This is a genomic window from Tatumella terrea, from assembly GCF_039523755.1.
In the GTDB taxonomy this organism is placed as follows: Bacteria; Pseudomonadota; Gammaproteobacteria; order Enterobacterales; family Enterobacteriaceae; genus Tatumella; species Tatumella terrea.
In genome coordinates, this window is the sequence record NZ_BAAAFX010000017.1 from 175,235 (window position 1) to 194,428 (window position 19,194).

A 19,194-nucleotide genomic window follows, 5' to 3' on the forward strand; every position below is an offset into this window, starting at 1 on the left:
AGTTTTTACAATCACCGAAAATCGGGTGCCGGCCTGAGAGGGCAAGGGCTGCACTGCGGCTGACTCAGGGGGACGGGGCAGGTTAATAAAGGGTTGCACTTTGTCGGTGCCTGTATGCGGGTATGGTGGTGCAGCAAAAAGGTGAAAAAGAGATAAAATCTGAGTCAGGGTGCTTGACTGTAGTCAAAAATAACGACCGGGTCGCCATGACTGATGCTTTTGAACCCGTCGTATAAGGGTAAAAAAAACTTAAAAAAAAATTTTTTTACCGGCATTTTTGGCCGCAAATACTTTATGCACAGCAGGCCGCCTCTGGGCTAAAATCAGTTATCCACCATTCCTGTGGATAACTATGTGCATTAGCATCGTAAAACAGCGCTGACGCAAGGAAATATGCGGGCTGGCATCAGGCTGGCTGTAAACCGGGCTTTTATTATTATTCTTATCTATTCAACTAGTTAATTAAAAGCAAGCCTTCGGGGAGCGCCTCCCGGAATTCTGCCATGGCTTTATGACAATCGCTTGACAAAAGGTAAAGGAACAAAGTTCCGGTGGATAACCTGACCGGCGGGAATTTCAGCAGGGATAACGGTTTGTTTTACAGGTTACGCTGTTAAGTTTTTTTTAACATAACTGGCTGGATATACAGTACAGGAATTGGCATATTTTCCGTCAGCGAGTAAAATAGTAACCCCGCACCGTCAATCGCAACAGGCAGGCAAACGATGAGCAAAGTGTTTAAACTCCATTCTGAATTCAGTCCCTCCGGTGACCAGCCGGACGCTATCCGGCAACTGGAGGAAGGTCTGGAAGACGGTCTGGCGCATCAGACCTTGCTCGGGGTCACCGGATCAGGCAAAACCTTCACGGTAGCCAATGTTATTGCAGACCTGAATCGCCCCACCATGGTACTGGCCCCGAATAAAACGCTGGCGGCACAATTGTATGGTGAAATGAAAGCGTTTTTTCCTGACAATGCGGTGGAATACTTCGTCTCCTATTACGATTATTATCAGCCGGAAGCTTATGTTCCCAGCTCGGATACTTTTATCGAAAAAGATGCCTCGGTGAATGAGCACATCGAGCAGATGCGCCTGTCCGCCACTAAGGCCTTGCTCGAACGTAAAGATGTGATTGTGGTGGCCTCGGTCTCGGCTATTTATGGTCTGGGTGACCCGGATCTGTATCTTAAAATGATGCTGCATCTGACCCGGGGGATGATCATCGATCAACGCAGTATCCTGCGCCGGCTGGCAGAACTGCAGTACACGCGTAATGATCAGGCATTTCAACGCGGGACCTTCCGCGTGCGCGGGGAAGTGATTGATATTTTCCCGGCGGAATCGGATGAGATTGCCCTGCGGGTGGAGTTATTTGATGATGAAGTCGAACGGTTATCGATCTTCGACCCCCTGACCGGGCAGATTGCACAGACGATACCGCGATATACGGTCTATCCGAAAACGCACTACGTGACCCCGCGTGAGCGTATTGTTCAGTCGATGGAAGAGATTAAAACGGAACTGGCTGACCGGCGCCGGGTGTTACTGGAAAACAATAAGCTGCTCGAAGAACAGCGTATTGCACAGCGTACCCAGTTCGATCTGGAAATGATGAATGAACTGGGCTACTGCTCCGGGATCGAAAACTACTCGCGTTATCTTTCCGGGCGGGGGCCGGGTGAGGCACCGCCGACCCTGTTTGACTACCTGCCTGCAGACGGTCTGCTGGTGGTCGACGAGTCCCACGTGACTATTCCGCAGATAGGCGGTATGTATCGCGGGGACCGTGCCCGTAAAGAAAATCTGGTGGAGTACGGTTTCCGACTCCCGTCAGCGCTGGATAACCGGCCACTGAAATTTGAAGAATTTGAAGCTCTGGCTCCGCAAACTATCTATGTTTCTGCAACGCCCGGGGCCTATGAGCTGGAGAAATCCGGCGGGGAAGTGATCGAGCAGGTGGTTCGTCCGACCGGATTGCTTGACCCGATCATCGAAGTCCGGCCGGTGGCGACTCAGGTGGATGATTTGCTCTCTGAAATTCGTCAGCGGGTCATCCTGAATGAACGGGTTCTGGTGACCACGCTCACCAAACGTATGGCCGAAGATCTGACCGAATATCTGGAAGAGCACGGTGAAAAGGTACGTTACCTGCACTCGGATATCGATACCGTCGAGCGTATGGAGATTATCCGTGACTTGCGTCTCGGGGAGTTCGATGTGCTGGTGGGGATTAACCTGTTACGCGAAGGGTTAGATATGCCGGAGGTGTCTCTGGTCGCGATTCTGGATGCGGATAAAGAAGGCTTCCTGCGTTCGGAACGTTCATTGATCCAGACCATCGGACGCGCAGCACGTAATATCAATGGTAAGGCCATCCTCTACGGCGACCGCATCACCCCATCGATGGCCAGGGCTATCGATGAGACCGAACGCCGTCGTGAAAAGCAGGAAGCCTGGAATGCGGAACACGGTATTGTGCCGACCCGGCTGAACAAGAAAGTCACCGATATTCTGGAGATGGGCCAGTCGGCCGGCAAATCGAAAGGGAAATCACGGGACAAACAGAGTGGCCGTCGTCCGGCCGGCGATGGCGGCGAGTATGCGGCCTTAACGCCACAGGCAATGCAGAAAAAAATCAGCGAACTGGAATCCCGTATGCAGCAGCATGCGATGGATCTTGAGTTTGAGGAGGCGGCACGGGTCCGTGATGAATTACACGAACTCCGTGAACTGTTTATCGCGACCTCTTAACCTCACTCCGGCCTCCGGGTCATCAGCTGATGGCCTGGACGGCTTTTTCCAGTGCAATATGCAGCAACTGGCGATCATGGCGGTAGCGAATATCTCCGGCTTCCAGCGGATGGCGGATGATTTTTCGCCCATCCAGTGCCACCGTATCGGTGGAGGGGCTGACCACCACGGCATCGATGACCCGACGGCCAATGACCTGCTCCATTTTCATCAGTTTATCGGCCACACTCAATGTGCCGGCAGGGCTCATTTCCCGGCCGAGATTACCGATAAAGATCATCGGAGCGGGGGTGCGCCTGAGTGCTGTGGCCATCTGCTCAAGCAGCAGGACCGGCATCAGACTGGTATAAAAACTGCCAGGCCCAATCAGAATCAGGTCGGCTTCGGCAATGGCACTGACGGCTTCACGGGTTGCCGGAACCTGCGGACAGAGTTCAAGGGTCGCAGGGGTTTCTGTCATGGCATCAATGGCGGTTTCGCCGTACACCGCATTCCCTTCGCTGTCGCTGGCGACCAGGTCGACCGGTTGCTCTGACATGGGGATCAGCAGGGCATCCACCTTCAGAACATTGCGGATGAGGTTAATGGCTTCCAGCGGGCGCACACTCAGATTATCCAGCGCTTTCAGCATCAGGTTACCGAGGTTATGGCCCGCCAGCTCTCCGCTACCGCTGAAACGGTATTCAAACATGGCAGAGGCAATGCCGGGTTCGGTGATCAACTGGTTCAGGCAGTTTCGCATATCGCCCCAGGCGATACCGCCTTCGGAACGGCGGATCCTGCCGGTCGAACCTCCGTTATCTGTGGTGGTCACTATCCCGGTCAGTCTGGAGCCGAGGAATGAGAGCGAGGACATCACACGGCCTAACCCATGTCCTCCACCGATAGCCACAACACGATCCAAATCTGCCAGCGTGCGGTTCATAACACTCCTTAAATGCGCTGCCATCCTGAACGGCAAAAGTTTTGCAGAATAATGGGTAGGATAAATCAACATCTTCGGTTATGCATAGCATGATGAACAGAAGATAAATCTGTGTTTATGCTGTCTGACATCAATCGCCTGCGGATAAACGGCATGGTGCAGATCGTGCATTCGCGCTAGAATTACTGACAGACGATTATCTGTACGGATAATTTACACTCAAAGCCCGTCTGACCTAAGTGTCTTTGCGAATACGGCGGTCGGGCCGCAGTGATAAACTGCCAGGGTGTGGGAAGAAATGACCGCATCTCCCGACTTGGAAAGGTGTTCCTGTGTCTTCGTTAATTGATACCTTTGACAGGCGTTTTTACTATCTGCGACTGTCCGTGACCGATGTCTGTAATTTTCGCTGTACCTACTGTCTGCCGGACGGTTACCGGCCGCAGTCTGTCCGTAACAAGGGCTTTTTGTCGCTGGATGAAATCCGCCGTGTCAGCCGGGCCTTTGTGGCGGCGGGGACGGAGAAGATCCGCCTGACGGGGGGAGAGCCCTCATTACGGCGGGATTTCACGGAGATCATCGCTGCGGTCAGGGAAAACCCCGAACTGCGCAAGATAGCGATGACAACCAACGGTTATCGGATGCAGCGAGACATTCAGCAGTGGCGTGACGCCGGACTGACCGCCGTTAACGTCAGCATCGACAGCCTCGATGCCCGCCAGTTCTATGCCATCACCGGGCAGGATAAACTTCACCAGGTGATGAGCGGGATAGATGCCGCCTTTGAGGCCGGCTTTGCGCAGGTTAAAGTTAACACTGTGCTGATGAAAGATCTCAACAGCCATCAGCTCCACACGTTTCTGGACTGGATAAAGTCACGGCCGATTCAGTTGCGCTTTATTGAACTGATGGAGACCGGTGAGGGGAGTGCATTGTTCAGAAAACATCACGTCTCCGGAGAGGTTATCCGTCAGCAACTGCTGCGTCTGGGCTGGCAACTGCAGGTCAGAGCAAAGGATGATGGCCCGGCACAGGTATTCTCACATCCGGAGTATCAGGGAAGCATCGGTCTTATCATGCCGTATGAAAAAGATTTTTGCCTGAGCTGTAACCGGCTGCGGGTCTCGGCCATCGGCAACCTGCATCTCTGTCTGTTCGGTGAGCACGGAATACCGCTGCGCGATTTACTGGCAGATGATCAGCATCAGGATGAATTACTGGCCAGGATCCGTCACAGCCTCGGCCGGAAAAAACAGACCCATTTTCTGCATCAGGGAAATACCGGAATCACGCAGAATCTGTCGTTTATTGGTGGATAGTCAGGAGAGACAGAATGAGTAAATCCCCGCAAGCGTTTGTGCCGTTATCCGTGGCGGTCATGACCGTCTCCGATAGCCGCGATGCCTCGCAGGACAGTTCCGGTGACTATTTAGCCGGAGCCGTCCGGGAGGCGGGCCATCAGGTGGCAGAACAGCTTATCTGTCCGGATAATCGTTACCACCTCCGGGCGGCTGTCTCCCGCTGGATTGTCAGTGAGCAGGTGCAGGTCATTATTATCAATGGCGGCACCGGCTTTCACCCTAAAAACAGTACGCCTGAGGCCATCGAACCCCTGCTCGATCGCCCCATCGAGGGGTTTGGTGAATTATTCCGGATGGTCTCGTATGAAGACATCGGTGCGGCTACCCTGCAGTCACGGGCACTGGCGGGCCTGGCCAATCAGACACTGATCTTTGCGCTGCCCGGTTCGACCAGTGCCTGCCGTCAGGCCTGGGAGCGGATTATCTGCTCACAGATCGATGCGACCACCCGCCCTTGTAACTTTGTTTCCCAGCTTAAGAAAATCTGATTATGTCCCAACTCACCCATATCAACCGTGCCGGCGATGCCCATATGGTCGATGTCTCGGCCAAGTCTGAGACAGTACGTGAAGCACGTGCAGAAGCGTACGTGTGTATGCATCCGCAGACCCTGCAGATGATCATTGACGGAAGCCACCACAAAGGCGATGTCTTTGCCACCGCCCGGATTGCCGGTATCCAGGCCGCCAAGCGGACCTGGGAGCTTATCCCCCTCTGTCATCCGCTGATGCTTAGCAAAGCAGAGGTCACACTGAACCCGTTACCGGAGAGTGCCCGGGTGCATATTGAGGCCGTCTGCCGGCTGACCGGGAAAACCGGCGTGGAGATGGAAGCGCTCACTGCGGCGTCCGTCGCGGCACTGACTATCTACGATATGTGCAAAGCCGTGCAGAAAGATATTGTGATCGACGGCGTGCGGCTGGTCAGTAAAACCGGCGGTAAATCCGGCGATTTCAGGGCAGGTGAACATGATTAATGTGCTGTTCTTTGCCCGCGTTCGTGAACTGGCCGGATGTTCAGATCTCGGGGTCGCGGCCGGTTACCCGGATGTTGATGCCTTACACCAGCATCTGGTCGCCCGGGATGGGCGTTTCGCACTGGCTTTGGAGAAAGAGAAACTGCTGGTGGCCGTCAATCAGACCCTGGTACCGTTCAGTCATCCCCTGAATGACGGGGACGAAGTGGCTTTCTTTCCGCCTGTGACCGGAGGTTAAACGGTGACGAGTCATACCATGATCAGGGTCGGGGAAGCACCGTTCTCCGTCGCCGACGTTTACCAGTGGCTGTCCGCCAGTGATGAGGACGGGGCTATCGTGACTTTCACCGGAAAAGTGCGTAACCATAATGCCGGTGACAGTGTCGCGACCCTGACACTTGAGCATTATCCGGCAATGACAGATAAAGTACTGCACGAGATTGCCACCCGCGCACGGGAACGCTGGCCGCTACAGCAGGTCGCCATTATTCATCGGGTAGGGTGCCTGGCGCCTGGCGATGAGATTGTGCTGGTCGGCGTCAGTTCAGCGCATCGCAGCAGTGCTTTTGCCGCAGCCAGTTATATTATGGATATTCTGAAAACGCAGGCCCCTTTCTGGAAACGGGAAGCGACTGCGCAGGGGGATCGCTGGGTGAGTTCACGGGAAAGCGATGCGCAGGCGGCCAGGCGCTGGGATGAGTCCCGGTGAGTGTGTTATCTGTGGTTCCGCCAATCCGCTCTCTGTGGCCGTCATTCCCGGAGTGTGCCGGTCTGCGACGTTACCCTGTGCTGTTATGCGTCGCACTCCTCACCCTGGCAGGTTGTAGCCAGCATCAGCCCTCCGTGCCGGCCGAAAAACCCGCAGTGGTGAAGGCCCGGCTGCAGCACTTACTTCCGCCGGCGGTCAGAGATAAAGCCGGCTGGTCGGAAGATATCTACCAGGCCTTCAGTCATCAGAAACTTTCTCCGTCAGCACAAAATCTTTGTGCGGTGATTGCCGTTGCCGGACAGGAGTCCGGGTTCAATGCGGACACACCGGTGAGTGGTCTGCCCGCTATCGCGATGAAAGAGATTTATCGCCGCGCTGCTGCACTCTATATCCCGCAATTTGTGGTGGATACGGCCCTGAAAATCCCGTCGCCGGATGGGAAAAGCTATGCACAACGTCTGCATTCGGTCCGTAACGAGCAGCAGCTGAGTGCCATTTTTGATGACCTTATCGGCACGGTGCCGATGGGGCAACGGTTATTCGGCAATCTGAATCCGGTGCATACGGCCGGTCCGATGCAGGTGAGTATTGCTTTCGCCGAACAGCATGCTGCCGGTTATCCGTGGCCGGTGGATAACACACTGCGTCGTGAAGTCTTCAGTCGCCGGGGCAGCGTCTGGTTTGGTACACTGCATCTGCTGGGCTATCCGGCTGACTATCCGTCGATGATTTATCGTTTTGCCGATTATAATGCCGGCTGGTATGCCAGCCGGAATGCAGCGTTCCAGGCCGCCGTAATGCAGTTAACCGGCCGCCGGCTGGCATTGGATGGTGACCTTATACGTTATGACGGTGACGGGGTCGGCAGCACGGAAAAAGCGGTACTGAGTCTGCAGGGCCGTCTGGGGATCAGTGCTTCCTCCCTCCGTCATCAGCTGACTCTGGGGGAGGACCCTGAGTTTTCCCAAAGTGACGTCTGGAAACAGGTCTTCCGGCTGGCGGATAAACAGAATGGCCGTGCACTGCCGCGGGCCATATTGCCCGGCATCGAACTGGAAAGCCCGAAAATTACCCGTCAGCTGACGACAGCCTGGTATGCTGAGCGGGTAAATACCCGTTACAGACAGTGTCTGGCGCGGGAATAACCCTTCACTGGCGCAGTCACCGTGATTTGTGCCAAACTTAAGCACCGGTTTAATTTAGTAATGAGGTGGAGCATGGAGCGATATCAACGTCAGGATAATTCAGCGTTACAACGGGCCGGTTCCGGCCTGCAAACTTATATGGCTCAGGTCTATGGCTGGATGACCTGCGGGCTGTTACTGACGGCGTTTGTCAGCTGGTTTGCTGTCAGAACTCCCCGCGTCATGGAGTTTGTATTCTCCAGTCAGATCACCTTTTTTGGCCTGATCATTCTTCAGCTGGCGGTGGTTTTTGTCCTCTCCGGCATGGTGCATAAGATGAGCGGGGCACTGGCGACCGGCCTGTTTATGCTCTATTCGGCGCTGACCGGACTGACCATGGCCAGTATTTTTCTGGTGTATACCTATTCATCGATTGCCAGCACTTTCTTTGTCACTGCCGGCATGTTTGGTGCCATGACTCTGTATGGCTATACGACTAAACGTGATCTCAGCAAGATGGGCAGTCTGTTGTTTATGGCGCTGATCGGCATCCTGGTGGCTTCTCTGGTGAACTACTGGCTGAAGAGCCCGGCGTTAATGTGGGCAATTACCTATATCGGTGTGGTGGTCTTTGTGGGGCTGACCGCCTATGACACCCAGAAACTGAAATATATGGGTGAGAATATCGATATTAACGATAAAGAAAATCTTCGTCGTTACAGTATCGTCGGCGCACTGACGCTGTATCTGGACTTCATTAACCTGTTTATGATGTTGCTGCGTATCTTTGGTAATCGCCGCTAATTGATGTTCATTTTGTGCCGGGGCCTTAGGGCCCCTTTTTTATTGCCCGTTTTCCACGGCGACAGGCCGCAAAACACCCCCCCTGGCGTTATTCCGGTCCGATAGCATTCTGTGTATTCCGGGGGATCAGCGGCTGCGTACAGCGATAAAAAATATTCTGCTGCAACACACTGAATTCAGGGGGTTCGGGGGGCATAACTCACTGCCGAAATTTTGCATAATTGCAAAAAATTCAAAAAAAGTGATTTTTGTGGCATAATGCCACACCTGAGTAAATGCCGGATAAGCAAAAACTGGTGTCTGAATCACAAAAAACACCCGTAAAAATTAAAAAACAGGCTCTTTTTTTAAAACTGGATTAGTCTGAATAATCCTGACCGGCGATGCCGGTGTGCATGGGCGGCTTAACAGTCTGCCAGGAGAGAAAAATGAAATGGTCTAACCGTGTTCAGATTATCACTGGGCAAACCTGCTTCCATATTGCAATGCATCTGAGTGTTGTTGTATTCCTGATTTGGGGATGGAAACACCGGTTATTAGCTGAAGTCAGCGCGGGTCTGGTGGCGGCTTACGTCATCGTTCTGGTCGCGATGATGGTGACGCAGCGTATCGCACGTCTGCGACTGATTGGCGATTATCTTGAAGAAGCCAGCACCACGTATTATTTCGGTGCGGCAATGTTAACTCTGTTGTTACTGTCCCGTGTGGTCCACAACCCTTTACTGGTGGGTGCGCTGGGAGTTGTCATGCTGGTCGGTCCGGCCCTGATCTCCTTACTGGCTAAAGAGCCGGTGCGTCACACCGAAAATAAACGCAGCTAATCTTTCTTACCGACGGACAGTTTACTGTAGCCGGGACGGGTTTTTACAGACCGGTGCTATTGATAGGTAATGGCACTCGCGCAGTGCCCCTAACTCTGGTAGACTGCCCGTATTATGCATCGTAGTTTTTGCCACTGACTCATCTCTGAGTCACATAACACTACCCCCTGAAAACTGCGCCGTAAATTTACGGTCAGGGCGTTCCGGAGTAACTATTTCCCATGTCTTTTGAATCTCTCGGCCTTAGCGCCGACATCCTGCGTGCTGTCAGCGAACAAGGCTACAGTGAACCTACACCTATTCAGCGTCAGGCGATCCCTGTTGTGCTGGCAGGGGGGGATTTACTGGCAAGCGCTCAGACGGGTACCGGTAAAACCGCCGGCTTTACCCTGCCAATGCTGCAACGGTTATCCACCACCCCGCTGGTGGCTAAAGGACGTCGTCCCGTACGCGCCCTGATCCTGACACCGACCCGTGAACTGGCGGCTCAGGTCGGGGAAAATGTGCGTGAGTACAGCCGTTATCTGAACATGCGCTCACTGGTCGTCTTCGGCGGGGTCAGCATTAACCCACAGATGATGAAACTGCGTGGCGGTGTCGATATCCTGGTCGCGACCCCGGGCCGTCTGCTGGATCTTATGCATCAGAATGCGGTCGATATTTCTACCGTTGAAATTCTGGTACTGGATGAAGCTGACCGGATGCTGGATATGGGCTTTATCCATGATATCCGTCGGGTACTGGCTAAATTACCGCCACGCCGACAGAACCTGTTGTTCTCAGCCACCTTCTCAGATGAGATCAAATCGCTGGCCGAAAAACTGCTGGATCGCCCGTCCCTGATTGAAGTGGTGCGTCGTAATACCGCGTCTGAACAGGTCAGTCAGCAGGTTCACTTTGTGGATAAAAAACGTAAGCGGGAACTGCTTTCGTATCTGATTGGTCGTGATAACTGGCAGCAGGTGCTGGTATTTACCCGTACCAAGCACGGGGCTAACCATCTGGCCGAACAGCTGAATAAAGACGGTATTACGGCGGCAGCTATTCACGGTAATAAAAGCCAGGGTGCCCGTACCCGGGCACTGGCTGATTTTAAAACCGGCGCAGTGCGTGTACTGGTTGCGACCGATATCGCGGCCAGGGGAATTGATATCGAAGAACTGCCTCATGTAGTGAACTACGAACTACCGAATGTGGCGGAAGACTATGTTCACCGTATCGGGCGTACCGGCCGTGCGGCATCGACCGGTGCTGCCTTGTCACTGGTGTGTGTTGATGAACATAAACTGCTGCGTGATATCGAGCGTTTACTGAAGCGTGAAATCCCGCGTCTGGCGCTGCCTGGTTTTGAGCCGGATCCGTCTATCAAAGCCGAGCCCATCCAGAATGGCCGTCAGGGAGGACGTGATCGTCGTCCGGGTGGCGGCGGACAGGGGCCACGGGGTCAGTCTTCCCGCAAACCTGGCGGTGATAACGGTAAACCCCGGACGAATACTGGCAGCCCGCGGCCGCCACGTCGTTCGCAGGGGCCGAAAAAGACCGAACGGACCTGATAACGATGCGGGTATTACTGGCGCCGATGGAGGGCGTGCTTGATTCTTTAGTCAGGGAACTTCTTTCAGAAGTGAATGATTATGATCTGTGCATTACGGAGTTTCTCCGGGTGGTGGATCAGTTATTACCCGCAAAATCGTTTTACCGGCTGTGTCCGGAGTTACATCATCACAGCCGGACCTCGTCCGGCACCCTGGTCAGGATCCAGTTGCTGGGGCAGCATGCCGGCTGGCTGGCCGAAAATGCGGCCCGTGCGGTTGAATTAGGATCCTACGGGGTGGATCTCAATTGCGGTTGTCCTTCCAAAATGGTCAACGGCAGTGGTGGCGGTGCTACCTTACTCAAAGATCCCGATGTGATTTATCAGGCCGCTAAAGCCATGCGCGAGGCGGTACCCGCGGAATTACCCGTCACGGTAAAAGTCAGGCTGGGCTGGGATTCGAGTGCGCGATGCTTCGAAATTGCCGATGCCGTTGCCAGCGCCGGTGCGACAGAATTGGTGGTTCACGGCAGGACGAAAGAAGACGGTTATAAGGCGGAGGCCATTAACTGGCCGGCGATCGGTGAAATCCGTCAGCGTTTATCTATTCCCGTAATCGCCAATGGTGAAATCCGCGATCATCAGAGCGCCATGCAATGTCTCCGGGTGACCGGATGTCATGATGTCATGGTGGGCCGCTGGGCGCTGAATGTGCCGAATCTTAGCCGTGTCATCAAATATAATGAGCCGCCGATGGCCTGGCCGCAGGTAGTTCAGCTGCTGAATAAGTATTGTCAGCTGGAAAAGCAAGGGGATACCGGGTTATATCATCTCGCACGCATCAAGCAGTGGCTGGGTTATCTCCGTAAAGCGTATCCGCAAGCCAGCGAACTTTTCAGTGATGTCCGCCCTCTGGCGACATCCGGGCTTATCGCCTCGGCAATCGCGCGGGCAGCCGATAGTCTGTGCTGAAGACAATGCGTTTTACGGTTGTCGTATTACGCCATCAGACGCTATGATTAAAGGATTCACCCTCAATCTCCGGATGTTTTACTTATCATGGCTGAATCTGCAGTGCTGGGCCGGACTCAGTTAAACCTACGTATTCTTTCTGTCGTTATTTTCACTTTCTTCTGCTATCTGTCTGTCGGCTTACCCCTGGCGGTACTGCCCGGGTTCGTCCATCATAACCTCGGCTACAGTTCCTTTATTGCCGGTATCATTATCAGTTTGCAGTATTTCTCTACCCTTATCAGCCGGCCGCAAAGTGGTCGCCTTGCCGACAGTATCGGGCCGAAAAAAGTCGTGATGCTGGGCCTGGTGCTGTGCGGAATGAGCGGCGTGATGACGATTATCGCGGCTATTCTTGCCGGCCGTCCGATGCTGAGCTTACTGCTGCTGGCGGCGGGGCGTATTTGTCTGGGGTTCGGCGAAAGTTTCAGTAGCACGGGAGCAACCCTGTGGGGGATGAATCTCGTCGGTCCGGTACATACGGCGCGGGTGATCTCCTGGAACGGGGTGGCGACCTATCTGGCCATGGCGATTGGCGCACCGCTGGGGGTATTACTCGATCAATGGATGGGGATCAGTGGCTTTGCCGGACTGGTGGCACTGATGGCCGTGTTGGGTTTTGTCTTAGCCAGTAAAAAGCCGGCCATTATCGTGACCGTCGCTAAACGTGTTCCCTTTAGCCAGGTCTTCCGGCGGGTGTGGATTTTCGGGCTGGGACTCAGTGCCGGCACCATTGGATTCGGGGTGATTGCGACCTTTATCACGCTCTATTTCGGTAGCCGGGGATGGGGCGGAGCCGCGGTGACGCTGACCCTGTACAGCCTGGGATTCACCGTTATCAGGTTGGTATCGGGCAATGCTATCAACCGTTTCGGGGGACTGAAGGTTTCACTGATCTCCTTTCTGGCGGAAGGGGTCGGGCTGTTTCTGCTCTGGCATGCGGATTCGGTACTGACCGCCGATATCGGCGCTTTTCTTACCGGCTGTGGTTTCTCGCTGATATTTCCAGCGCTGGGCGTGGAGGCGGTGAAACAGGTTGAACCTCAAAGCCAGGGGGCCGCCCTTGGAACTTACTCTGCTTTCCTGGATTTCGGTCTGGGGATCACCGGACCAGTGGCGGGTCTGCTGATGAATTTCGCCGGGATCCGATCCGTCTATCTGGCGGCAATGCTGGTGGTTGCCGGAGGGGGAGTGCTGATGATCCGCTTACTCCGGCGGGATATCATCAAGCCGGTCTGAGGCATTTTAAGCAGGCCGGACAGGCTGCGTCAGAGACAGGTTGCTGTCTGCCCCGGAACTCCGCATCAAGCTCTTTTCGTCTCTCATTGGGACCCCCTTTTGATTTCCTGTTGAACCTTTGCAGTTGCCAGACCGCAAGGTGTTTTAACAAATCAAAAGGGGTTTTTATATACGGCCCAAAGCTGAAAGCTTTACGGAACCCCCAGCCTGGCTGGGGGTTTTCTGGATACAATAAAAAGCCCCGCCAGAGCGGGGCTTTTTTATCAGAACTTAGGGCAGGGCGTGGAAGATTTATCCGGCCGTTGCTGCCTGAGGCTGCTCCGTGATCACATTGGCACCCTGTGGAGTATTCGGTGTCAGCGGTTCTTCTTTAGGCTGTGCTTCAGAAGTCTCTGCCACCGGTTGAGGTGTCGTGTTTACCGCATTGCCGACGCCATTAATTTTTACCGGCATTCCGGAACGCGCTTTCAGTGCAGCATTCAACACATTCTGGTTAATCCCCGGGTCGGTCAGCATTTTGCTGATGGCCGGTGTAAGGGTTAACGGTACTTCCGCGTTGGAGGTAAACTGCGCTTCGGTGGTAGACAGCGGGTTATGCACTTCAATATAACGCGACCCGTCAGGCTCTACCGCGACTTTGACGGGCTGATCGATAAATTGCACACGGGTGCCTACCGGCACATTTTCAAACAACCATTTGATATCGTCAGCACGCAGACGCACACAACCGTGGCTTACGCGTAAACCGATACCGAAGTTAGCATTGGTGCCGTGAATAGCGTACAGGCGACCAATATAGAGCGCATACAGACCCATCGGGTTATCCGGTCCGGCAGGGAAGACGTCCGGCAGGTTCTGGCCATTAGCTTCATATTCTGCATGCATTGCTTTTGTCGGTGTCCAGGTCGGGAAAGGACGCTTATGCTGCACACTGGTCACCCAGTTCAGCGGGGTATCTTTACCCAGTTCGCCGATACCGATAGGCAGAACCACGACACTGTGCGTGCCTTTCGGGTAGTAGTAGAGACGCATCTCGGCGCTATTGATCACAATACCTTCGCGCGGTGCATCCGGCAGGATCAATTGCTGAGGGATGATAAGTTTACTGCCACCGCGCGGCAGGTAAACATCCACCTTCGGATTGGCCTCCAGCATATTACTCAATCCCATCTGGTATTGAGAGGCGAAAGCTTCCAGTGGCAGTTTATTGTCCTGCGGCAGAGTGAGTTCAAGGTTCTCACCGATAAGACTACTGTTTGCCGGGGGCAACGGATAAAGCACGGCAAATGCAGAGTGGCTGTAAGCCACTAAAGCCAGTGCGAGTGATGCGAACGCGCGAATGCTATTTTTCATATTTATTCAGTATATTAGTGCCTGAAGCGGGCGTGTTAATAGTAATGTACGGGGCCGTTAATAATCGCTGGCTGCACAGTATATGCGCTTAAACGAATCTCCGGAACCTGCATTTTATAGCGGAGCATTTTACTGCAGAGCGTCTTCCGTCAAACACCCGGTTACTGCTGTTTCCGCTGTTTTAAAAAGCGTATCCCTTTCCAGACTATGTACAACACCACGGCCAATCCTGCAAGCCAGAACAAAGGTTTCAGATAGTTATCCAGTTTATCGAGCCATGGAGCGATTAGCTTTCCGGCAAAGTATCCCAGACTGACGAACAACATCGCCCAGACAAAGGCGCCGATCACATTAAAAATCAGAAAACGGCGTGGAGACAGTTGGCTGGAACCGATAATAATGGGGCCGATGATCCGGAAGCCATACATAAAACGGACACCAATCACAAACAGGCTGGGATGACGATGAATAAGCTGTGTGGCTTTTTCCACTTTATCCTGATGGTTTGTGAACCTGGAAATAATTCGGGTGCCATAACGCTTTCCCAGCCAGTAGAGTAACTGGTCACCAATAATGCCGCCAGCCATCGCCGCCGCGACAACGCCGGCAAAATGTAATAATCCCTTATGGGCTGCGACGCCCCCAAGCAGAACAAAAGTTTCACCTTCCGCGACACAACCTATCAGTAGCGCAAGATAACCATAGTGTGAAATCAAAGAGTTAATATCAATATGCAACGCTGAGGTCCCTGTATTGTTCAACGGTAAGGTAAGTTTACACGGCATTTCGTTCCGGTGCGATGATGTTCCCGGGATCACGTGGCAGTAAACCGGCTAATTTTGTCAGACTTACTTACAAATTCCGTGGTCGTCAAATTTCCGTTACTTTAAGTTTTTTTGTGATGATCAGCGTATGATGCTGCCGCCAGCTAACCACTCGATAATACCGGGCGGCGGCCTGTGTCTGCACAGTCATAAAAAACATCACGGTATCATTAATAACATGTCTTTAAATTTACGCCATTCTTTACTTATTTTTGCATTAATTTCACCGGCGACCCTGACCGTATTGCCTGCGAGTGCTGAGCGCAGCACTCCCGATGTCAATGCCGCGCTGCAGCCCCGGATAGCGTCCGGCAGTGCGATGGTGCTCGATCTTAAAACCAATAAAGTCCTCTTTTCCAGCCATCCGGACCGCGTCCGGCCTATCGCCTCCTTAACCAAACTGATGACCGTTATGGTGGTGCTGGATGCGAAACAGCCGTTGGACCAGATCATTAATGTGGATATCAGCCAGACACCGGAAATGCGCGGTGTGTTTTCGCGGGTGAAACTGAACAGTGAAATCAGTCGCCGCAATATGATATTGCTGGCGCTGATGTCGTCAGAAAACCGTGCAGCGGCCAGCCTGGCGGCACACTATCCCGGAGGATATCAGGCCTTTATCCGGGCGATGAACGCTAAGGCGCGCACTCTGGGGATGACGCAGACTCACTATGTGGAACCGACCGGGCTGTCGATACACAATGTGTCTACGGCGGCAGATTTGGTGAAATTACTGAAAGCTACCGAAAAGTATCCGCTGATCGGTGAACTGAGCCGGACCCCGGAAGATACCGCAATCTTCAGTCATCCGTCGTACGCACTGCCTTTCCGTAATACGAATCATCTGGTTTATAATAAAACATGGGACATCCGGTTAACAAAAACCGGTTACACGGATGAAGCGGGGCATTGCCTGGCCATGCGCACAGAAATTAATGGCCGGCCGGTGGCATTAGTGGTGCTCGATGCTTTCGGAAAATATACCCATTTTGCTGACGCGAACCGCATCCGTAGCTTTCTGGAAACCGGAAAATCAGCGCCGGTACCGGCGTCTGCGCTGGCGTATAAGAAAGAGAAAGCGTTATAGCATGTCCGGACATGCCGGGTACCCTGCCCGGCGTGTTTTCCGTACCATTCCGATGGCATGTCCCGGAATAATTCACTACAACTGACTCTCTGATCATTTTTGACAACTTCACCGTCATCGTTCCGGGGTATAAGGTCATTATGCGTATTTTCCCGACCCTTCTCAGCGTTATGTTACTGCTGTTCACCTGTCAGTTTTCTGCGATTGCGCTGGCTGATACGACAGATTCTGCACAGGCAGAGCCGGCTCCTCATATCGATGCGGGCCGTGAACTGGCTAAAATGCAGGTGATCCTCGATAAAATTAAGGGCCAGGTCTCCGGCTCGACTCCGGATGTCACCCTGAGCCAGCTGAATGATATGGCACAGGACCTTTCGGACAATGCCAATACGCTGGCCCAGAGCCTGCAGCCCCAAAGCCAGAAAATAGATGCACAGCTGGCGGTGCTGGGGCCGGCTCCCGCACCGGGCAGCGGTGTGAAAGAAACCGCCGATGTCACCAGCAAACGACGGATACTGGGAGAGCAGAAAAAAACACTGGATAACCAGATAAAGCAGGCGACCGCGCTGAAGAACGGTGCGCTTAACCTGTCTGCGCAGATCCTTAACCTGCGCCGCGACCAGCTAAGAACACAGCTGGCCCTCAATTCCGGCAGTATCCTGTCGGCAACGTTCTGGCAACCCCTCTATGACAGCAATTCTTTTGACCAGGAAAAATTAGAGCGCTTCGGTCAGGAATTACTGGATACCGCCGTGCTTTCATGGAGTCCGGATGGGCGGATCGGCACCATTTTCTGGGTACTGGCCGCAATACTGGTGATGTATCCGGGACGCCGTTATGCGGAAGAATTTCTCGCCTGGGTCAGCATCCATAAGATGCCTGAAGGGCGTCTGAGACGCAGTTTTCTGGCAACCGCCATCGCCTTAACCACACTATTGGCCATCGTGCTGTCATTTAACTTTATTGCGCTGGCGTTTACCCGTAATGAAACGGCCGGTGACGATGTGCAGGAATATGTGTCACGGCTGGTGCAGCTGAGTATTATCTGCGGCCTGATTGCAGGGCTGGGACGTGCCTTCCTGTCCACACGGCGACCGACCTGGCGTCTGGCGAATATCAGTAATGGGGTGGCGAATGCATTGAAGCCTTTTCCGACCCTTATCGCTTTGATGGTGTGTATTTTCCAGGCGATGGAATCGTTTAACTACACTGTCGGTACCAGTGTCAGTACCACCATCTTCGGTAACGGGCTGACCGCGCTGGTGATTGGTCTGTTTGCGGTAATGATTGTGATACGTATTAATCGTACCCGCCGCCGGATTCAGAACGATGATACACCCGCCGAAACACGTTCCACCCTGGCCGGAATTATTGAACTGTCGCTGTTCCTGGCCGGAGTGTCTATCCTGGTGGCATTACTGATCGGTTATGTGACTTTCGGGCGTTTCCTGAGTTATGAGGTGGTTTGGATTGGGATCCTGCTCAGCTCTTTTTATCTGCTTACCCGCCTGACGACAGACAGTTGCGAGGCAATATTCTCCACCGGAAATGCATGTGGTCAGCGCGTGCAAAGTACACTGGATATTGATGAGCGCTATTTATATCAGATAGCCTCATTATTATCGGCATTACTGAAATCCTTTCTGGTGTTATTGCTTATCTTCGCGTTATTGAATGGCACCATCTCCTCGACCTCTCCGACTGAAATGCTGCAAAAAGCGATTGCATTCTGGGGCGGGAAAGGGCTGGAAAAACTGAATATCGTCCCTTCGCAGGTGGTCACAGCCGTGATTCCGTTAGTGGCCGGCATTTATGTTCTGCGGGCGGTCCGTCGCTGGCTGGATCAGGATTTCCTGCCCAAGACCGAAATGGACAAGGGGATGCAGGTTTCTATCATCACCTTGTTTACCAATGTCGGTTATGTGCTGGTGATCCTGCTGGCGCTTTCGGTGATGGGGGTGCAGTGGAATAAACTGGCCTGGATTGTCAGTGCGCTGTCGGTCGGTATCGGTTTTGGTTTACAGGAGATCGTTAAAAACTTTATTTCCGGGCTGATTCTGCTCACCGAACGTCCGGTAAAAGTCGGCGACCTGGTGGGGATCAGCGGTTATGAAGGGGATATCCGTCGTATCAATGTCCGGGCGACCGAAATCCAGCTCTCGGATAAATCGACGGTAATTGTCCCGAACTCACAGCTGATCTCACAGAATGTCCGTAACGCTACGATGGGAAATGCCGAGGGGGTAGTGACCATTCCGCTGGTATTCCCGCTCGATATCGATCCGGTGAAAGTGAAAGACATTTTACTGGGGGTTTATCAGGATAACGAACGTATCCTTGAAACTCCGGCACCGTCGGTCAGTTTTAAAGATCTTTCCGCCCAGGGGATCTCACTGAGTGTGACCGGGAATGTGGCTACGCAACGGCAGATATCCTCGGTGAAAAGTGAGTTACTGTTCGAAATTCTGGTGCGGTTACGCCACTCCGATGTACCGTTATCTTCTCCGCAGACGATGGTTATCGAACAGAAGAAAGAGTCGTTAATCCCCGGACCGACGGAATAACCGGCTATCTCTTTGATCGGGCTTGCAGTTCAGGGGCCCGTTCACTCCCCGTAATACGCTCTGCATGCTATGCTTTTCAGGACCGACCCTATCCCGGTTCAGTATAACT

17 protein-coding genes and 1 riboswitch are annotated in these 19,194 nt (G+C 53.4%); of the genes, 14 read left to right on the forward strand and 3 right to left on the reverse strand.

Features of this window, described 5'->3' with window-relative positions; genetic code table 11:
- Positions 1 to 725: 725 nt before the first annotated feature.
- Positions 726 to 2,753: an excinuclease ABC subunit UvrB gene (gene uvrB / locus ABD035_RS12880; RefSeq protein WP_343870654.1), complete on the forward strand. Its 2,028-nt coding sequence runs from the start codon at positions 726 to 728 to the stop codon at positions 2,751 to 2,753.
- A gap of 22 nt (positions 2,754 to 2,775) precedes the next feature.
- Here uvrB and ABD035_RS12885 read toward each other — a convergent pair whose 3' ends face one another.
- Positions 2,776 to 3,678 carry a gluconeogenesis factor YvcK family protein gene (locus tag ABD035_RS12885; protein WP_343870655.1) on the reverse strand — a complete coding sequence of 301 codons (903 nt, stop codon included), beginning with the start codon at positions 3,676 to 3,678 and terminating at the stop codon, positions 2,776 to 2,778.
- Between the two features lie 204 nt (positions 3,679 to 3,882).
- A riboswitch (molybdenum cofactor riboswitch) is annotated at positions 3,883 to 4,021 on the forward strand.
- On the opposite strand from ABD035_RS12885, the gene moaA reads away from it, so the two are divergent.
- The 11 genes from moaA to ABD035_RS12940 all read left to right on the forward strand — a co-directional run bounded on the left by moaA (position 4,011) and on the right by ABD035_RS12940 (position 13,257).
- The gene (gene moaA, locus ABD035_RS12890; protein ID WP_212713911.1) at positions 4,011 to 4,997 is read left to right on the forward strand and encodes a GTP 3',8-cyclase MoaA; all 987 of its coding nucleotides are present in this window, start codon (positions 4,011 to 4,013) and stop codon (positions 4,995 to 4,997) included. Its footprint overlaps the riboswitch before it by 11 nt.
- A gap of 14 nt (positions 4,998 to 5,011) precedes the next feature.
- Positions 5,012 to 5,527: a molybdenum cofactor biosynthesis protein B gene (moaB, locus tag ABD035_RS12895; protein ID WP_212713910.1), complete on the forward strand. Its 516-nt coding sequence runs from the start codon at positions 5,012 to 5,014 to the stop codon at positions 5,525 to 5,527.
- 2 nt (positions 5,528 to 5,529) lie between these two features.
- Positions 5,530 to 6,015 (forward strand): cyclic pyranopterin monophosphate synthase MoaC, encoded by a 486-nt coding sequence (moaC, locus tag ABD035_RS12900; protein WP_343870657.1) that lies wholly within the window; start codon positions 5,530 to 5,532, stop codon positions 6,013 to 6,015.
- Positions 6,008 to 6,253: a molybdopterin synthase sulfur carrier subunit gene (gene moaD / locus ABD035_RS12905; protein WP_212713908.1), complete on the forward strand. Its 246-nt coding sequence runs from the start codon at positions 6,008 to 6,010 to the stop codon at positions 6,251 to 6,253. The genes moaC and moaD overlap by 8 nt, the downstream gene beginning before the upstream one ends.
- An 18-nt stretch (positions 6,254 to 6,271) precedes the next feature.
- Complete coding sequence (moaE, locus tag ABD035_RS12910; RefSeq protein WP_212713943.1) at positions 6,272 to 6,724, forward strand: molybdopterin synthase catalytic subunit MoaE; 453 nt, start codon at positions 6,272 to 6,274, stop codon at positions 6,722 to 6,724.
- 62 nt (positions 6,725 to 6,786) lie between these two features.
- A complete protein-coding gene (locus ABD035_RS12915; protein WP_343870693.1) occupies positions 6,787 to 7,869 on the forward strand; it encodes a DUF1615 domain-containing protein in 1,083 nt (360 codons plus the stop codon).
- 72 nt (positions 7,870 to 7,941) lie between these two features.
- On the forward strand, positions 7,942 to 8,652 hold the full coding sequence (locus tag ABD035_RS12920; protein WP_212713907.1) for a Bax inhibitor-1/YccA family protein: 711 nt from the start codon (positions 7,942 to 7,944) through the stop codon (positions 8,650 to 8,652).
- Positions 8,653 to 9,080: 428 nt separating this feature from the next.
- Complete coding sequence (locus ABD035_RS12925) at positions 9,081 to 9,473, forward strand: YbhQ family protein (RefSeq protein ID WP_212713906.1); 393 nt, start codon at positions 9,081 to 9,083, stop codon at positions 9,471 to 9,473.
- A gap of 221 nt (positions 9,474 to 9,694) precedes the next feature.
- Positions 9,695 to 11,026, forward strand: a complete 1,332-nt coding sequence (gene rhlE, locus ABD035_RS12930; RefSeq protein WP_343870658.1) for an ATP-dependent RNA helicase RhlE — start codon at positions 9,695 to 9,697, stop codon at positions 11,024 to 11,026.
- Between the two features lie 5 nt (positions 11,027 to 11,031).
- Complete coding sequence (gene dusC, locus ABD035_RS12935; RefSeq protein WP_343870659.1) at positions 11,032 to 11,979, forward strand: tRNA dihydrouridine(16) synthase DusC; 948 nt, start codon at positions 11,032 to 11,034, stop codon at positions 11,977 to 11,979.
- An 87-nt stretch (positions 11,980 to 12,066) separates the two neighbouring features.
- Positions 12,067 to 13,257: an MFS transporter gene (locus ABD035_RS12940; RefSeq protein ID WP_343870660.1), complete on the forward strand. Its 1,191-nt coding sequence runs from the start codon at positions 12,067 to 12,069 to the stop codon at positions 13,255 to 13,257.
- A gap of 291 nt (positions 13,258 to 13,548) precedes the next feature.
- Here the strand turns inward: ABD035_RS12940 and ABD035_RS12945 are convergent, their stop codons facing one another.
- Together ABD035_RS12945 and ABD035_RS12950 are read right to left on the reverse strand one after the other, a co-directional pair.
- Positions 13,549 to 14,610, reverse strand: coding sequence for a L,D-transpeptidase family protein (locus tag ABD035_RS12945; RefSeq protein WP_212713902.1), 1,062 nt, complete (start codon positions 14,608 to 14,610; stop codon positions 13,549 to 13,551).
- A gap of 161 nt (positions 14,611 to 14,771) precedes the next feature.
- Positions 14,772 to 15,347 (reverse strand): DedA family protein, encoded by a 576-nt coding sequence (locus ABD035_RS12950; protein ID WP_343870694.1) that lies wholly within the window; start codon positions 15,345 to 15,347, stop codon positions 14,772 to 14,774.
- A gap of 265 nt (positions 15,348 to 15,612) precedes the next feature.
- On the opposite strand from ABD035_RS12950, the gene pbpG reads away from it, so the two are divergent.
- The gene (gene pbpG, locus ABD035_RS12955; protein ID WP_212713901.1) at positions 15,613 to 16,521 is read left to right on the forward strand and encodes a D-alanyl-D-alanine endopeptidase; all 909 of its coding nucleotides are present in this window, start codon (positions 15,613 to 15,615) and stop codon (positions 16,519 to 16,521) included.
- Positions 16,522 to 16,661: 140 nt separating this feature from the next.
- The gene (locus ABD035_RS12960) at positions 16,662 to 19,085 is read left to right on the forward strand and encodes a DUF3772 domain-containing protein (RefSeq protein ID WP_343870661.1); all 2,424 of its coding nucleotides are present in this window, start codon (positions 16,662 to 16,664) and stop codon (positions 19,083 to 19,085) included.
- The last annotated feature ends 109 nt before the right edge of the window (positions 19,086 to 19,194 follow it).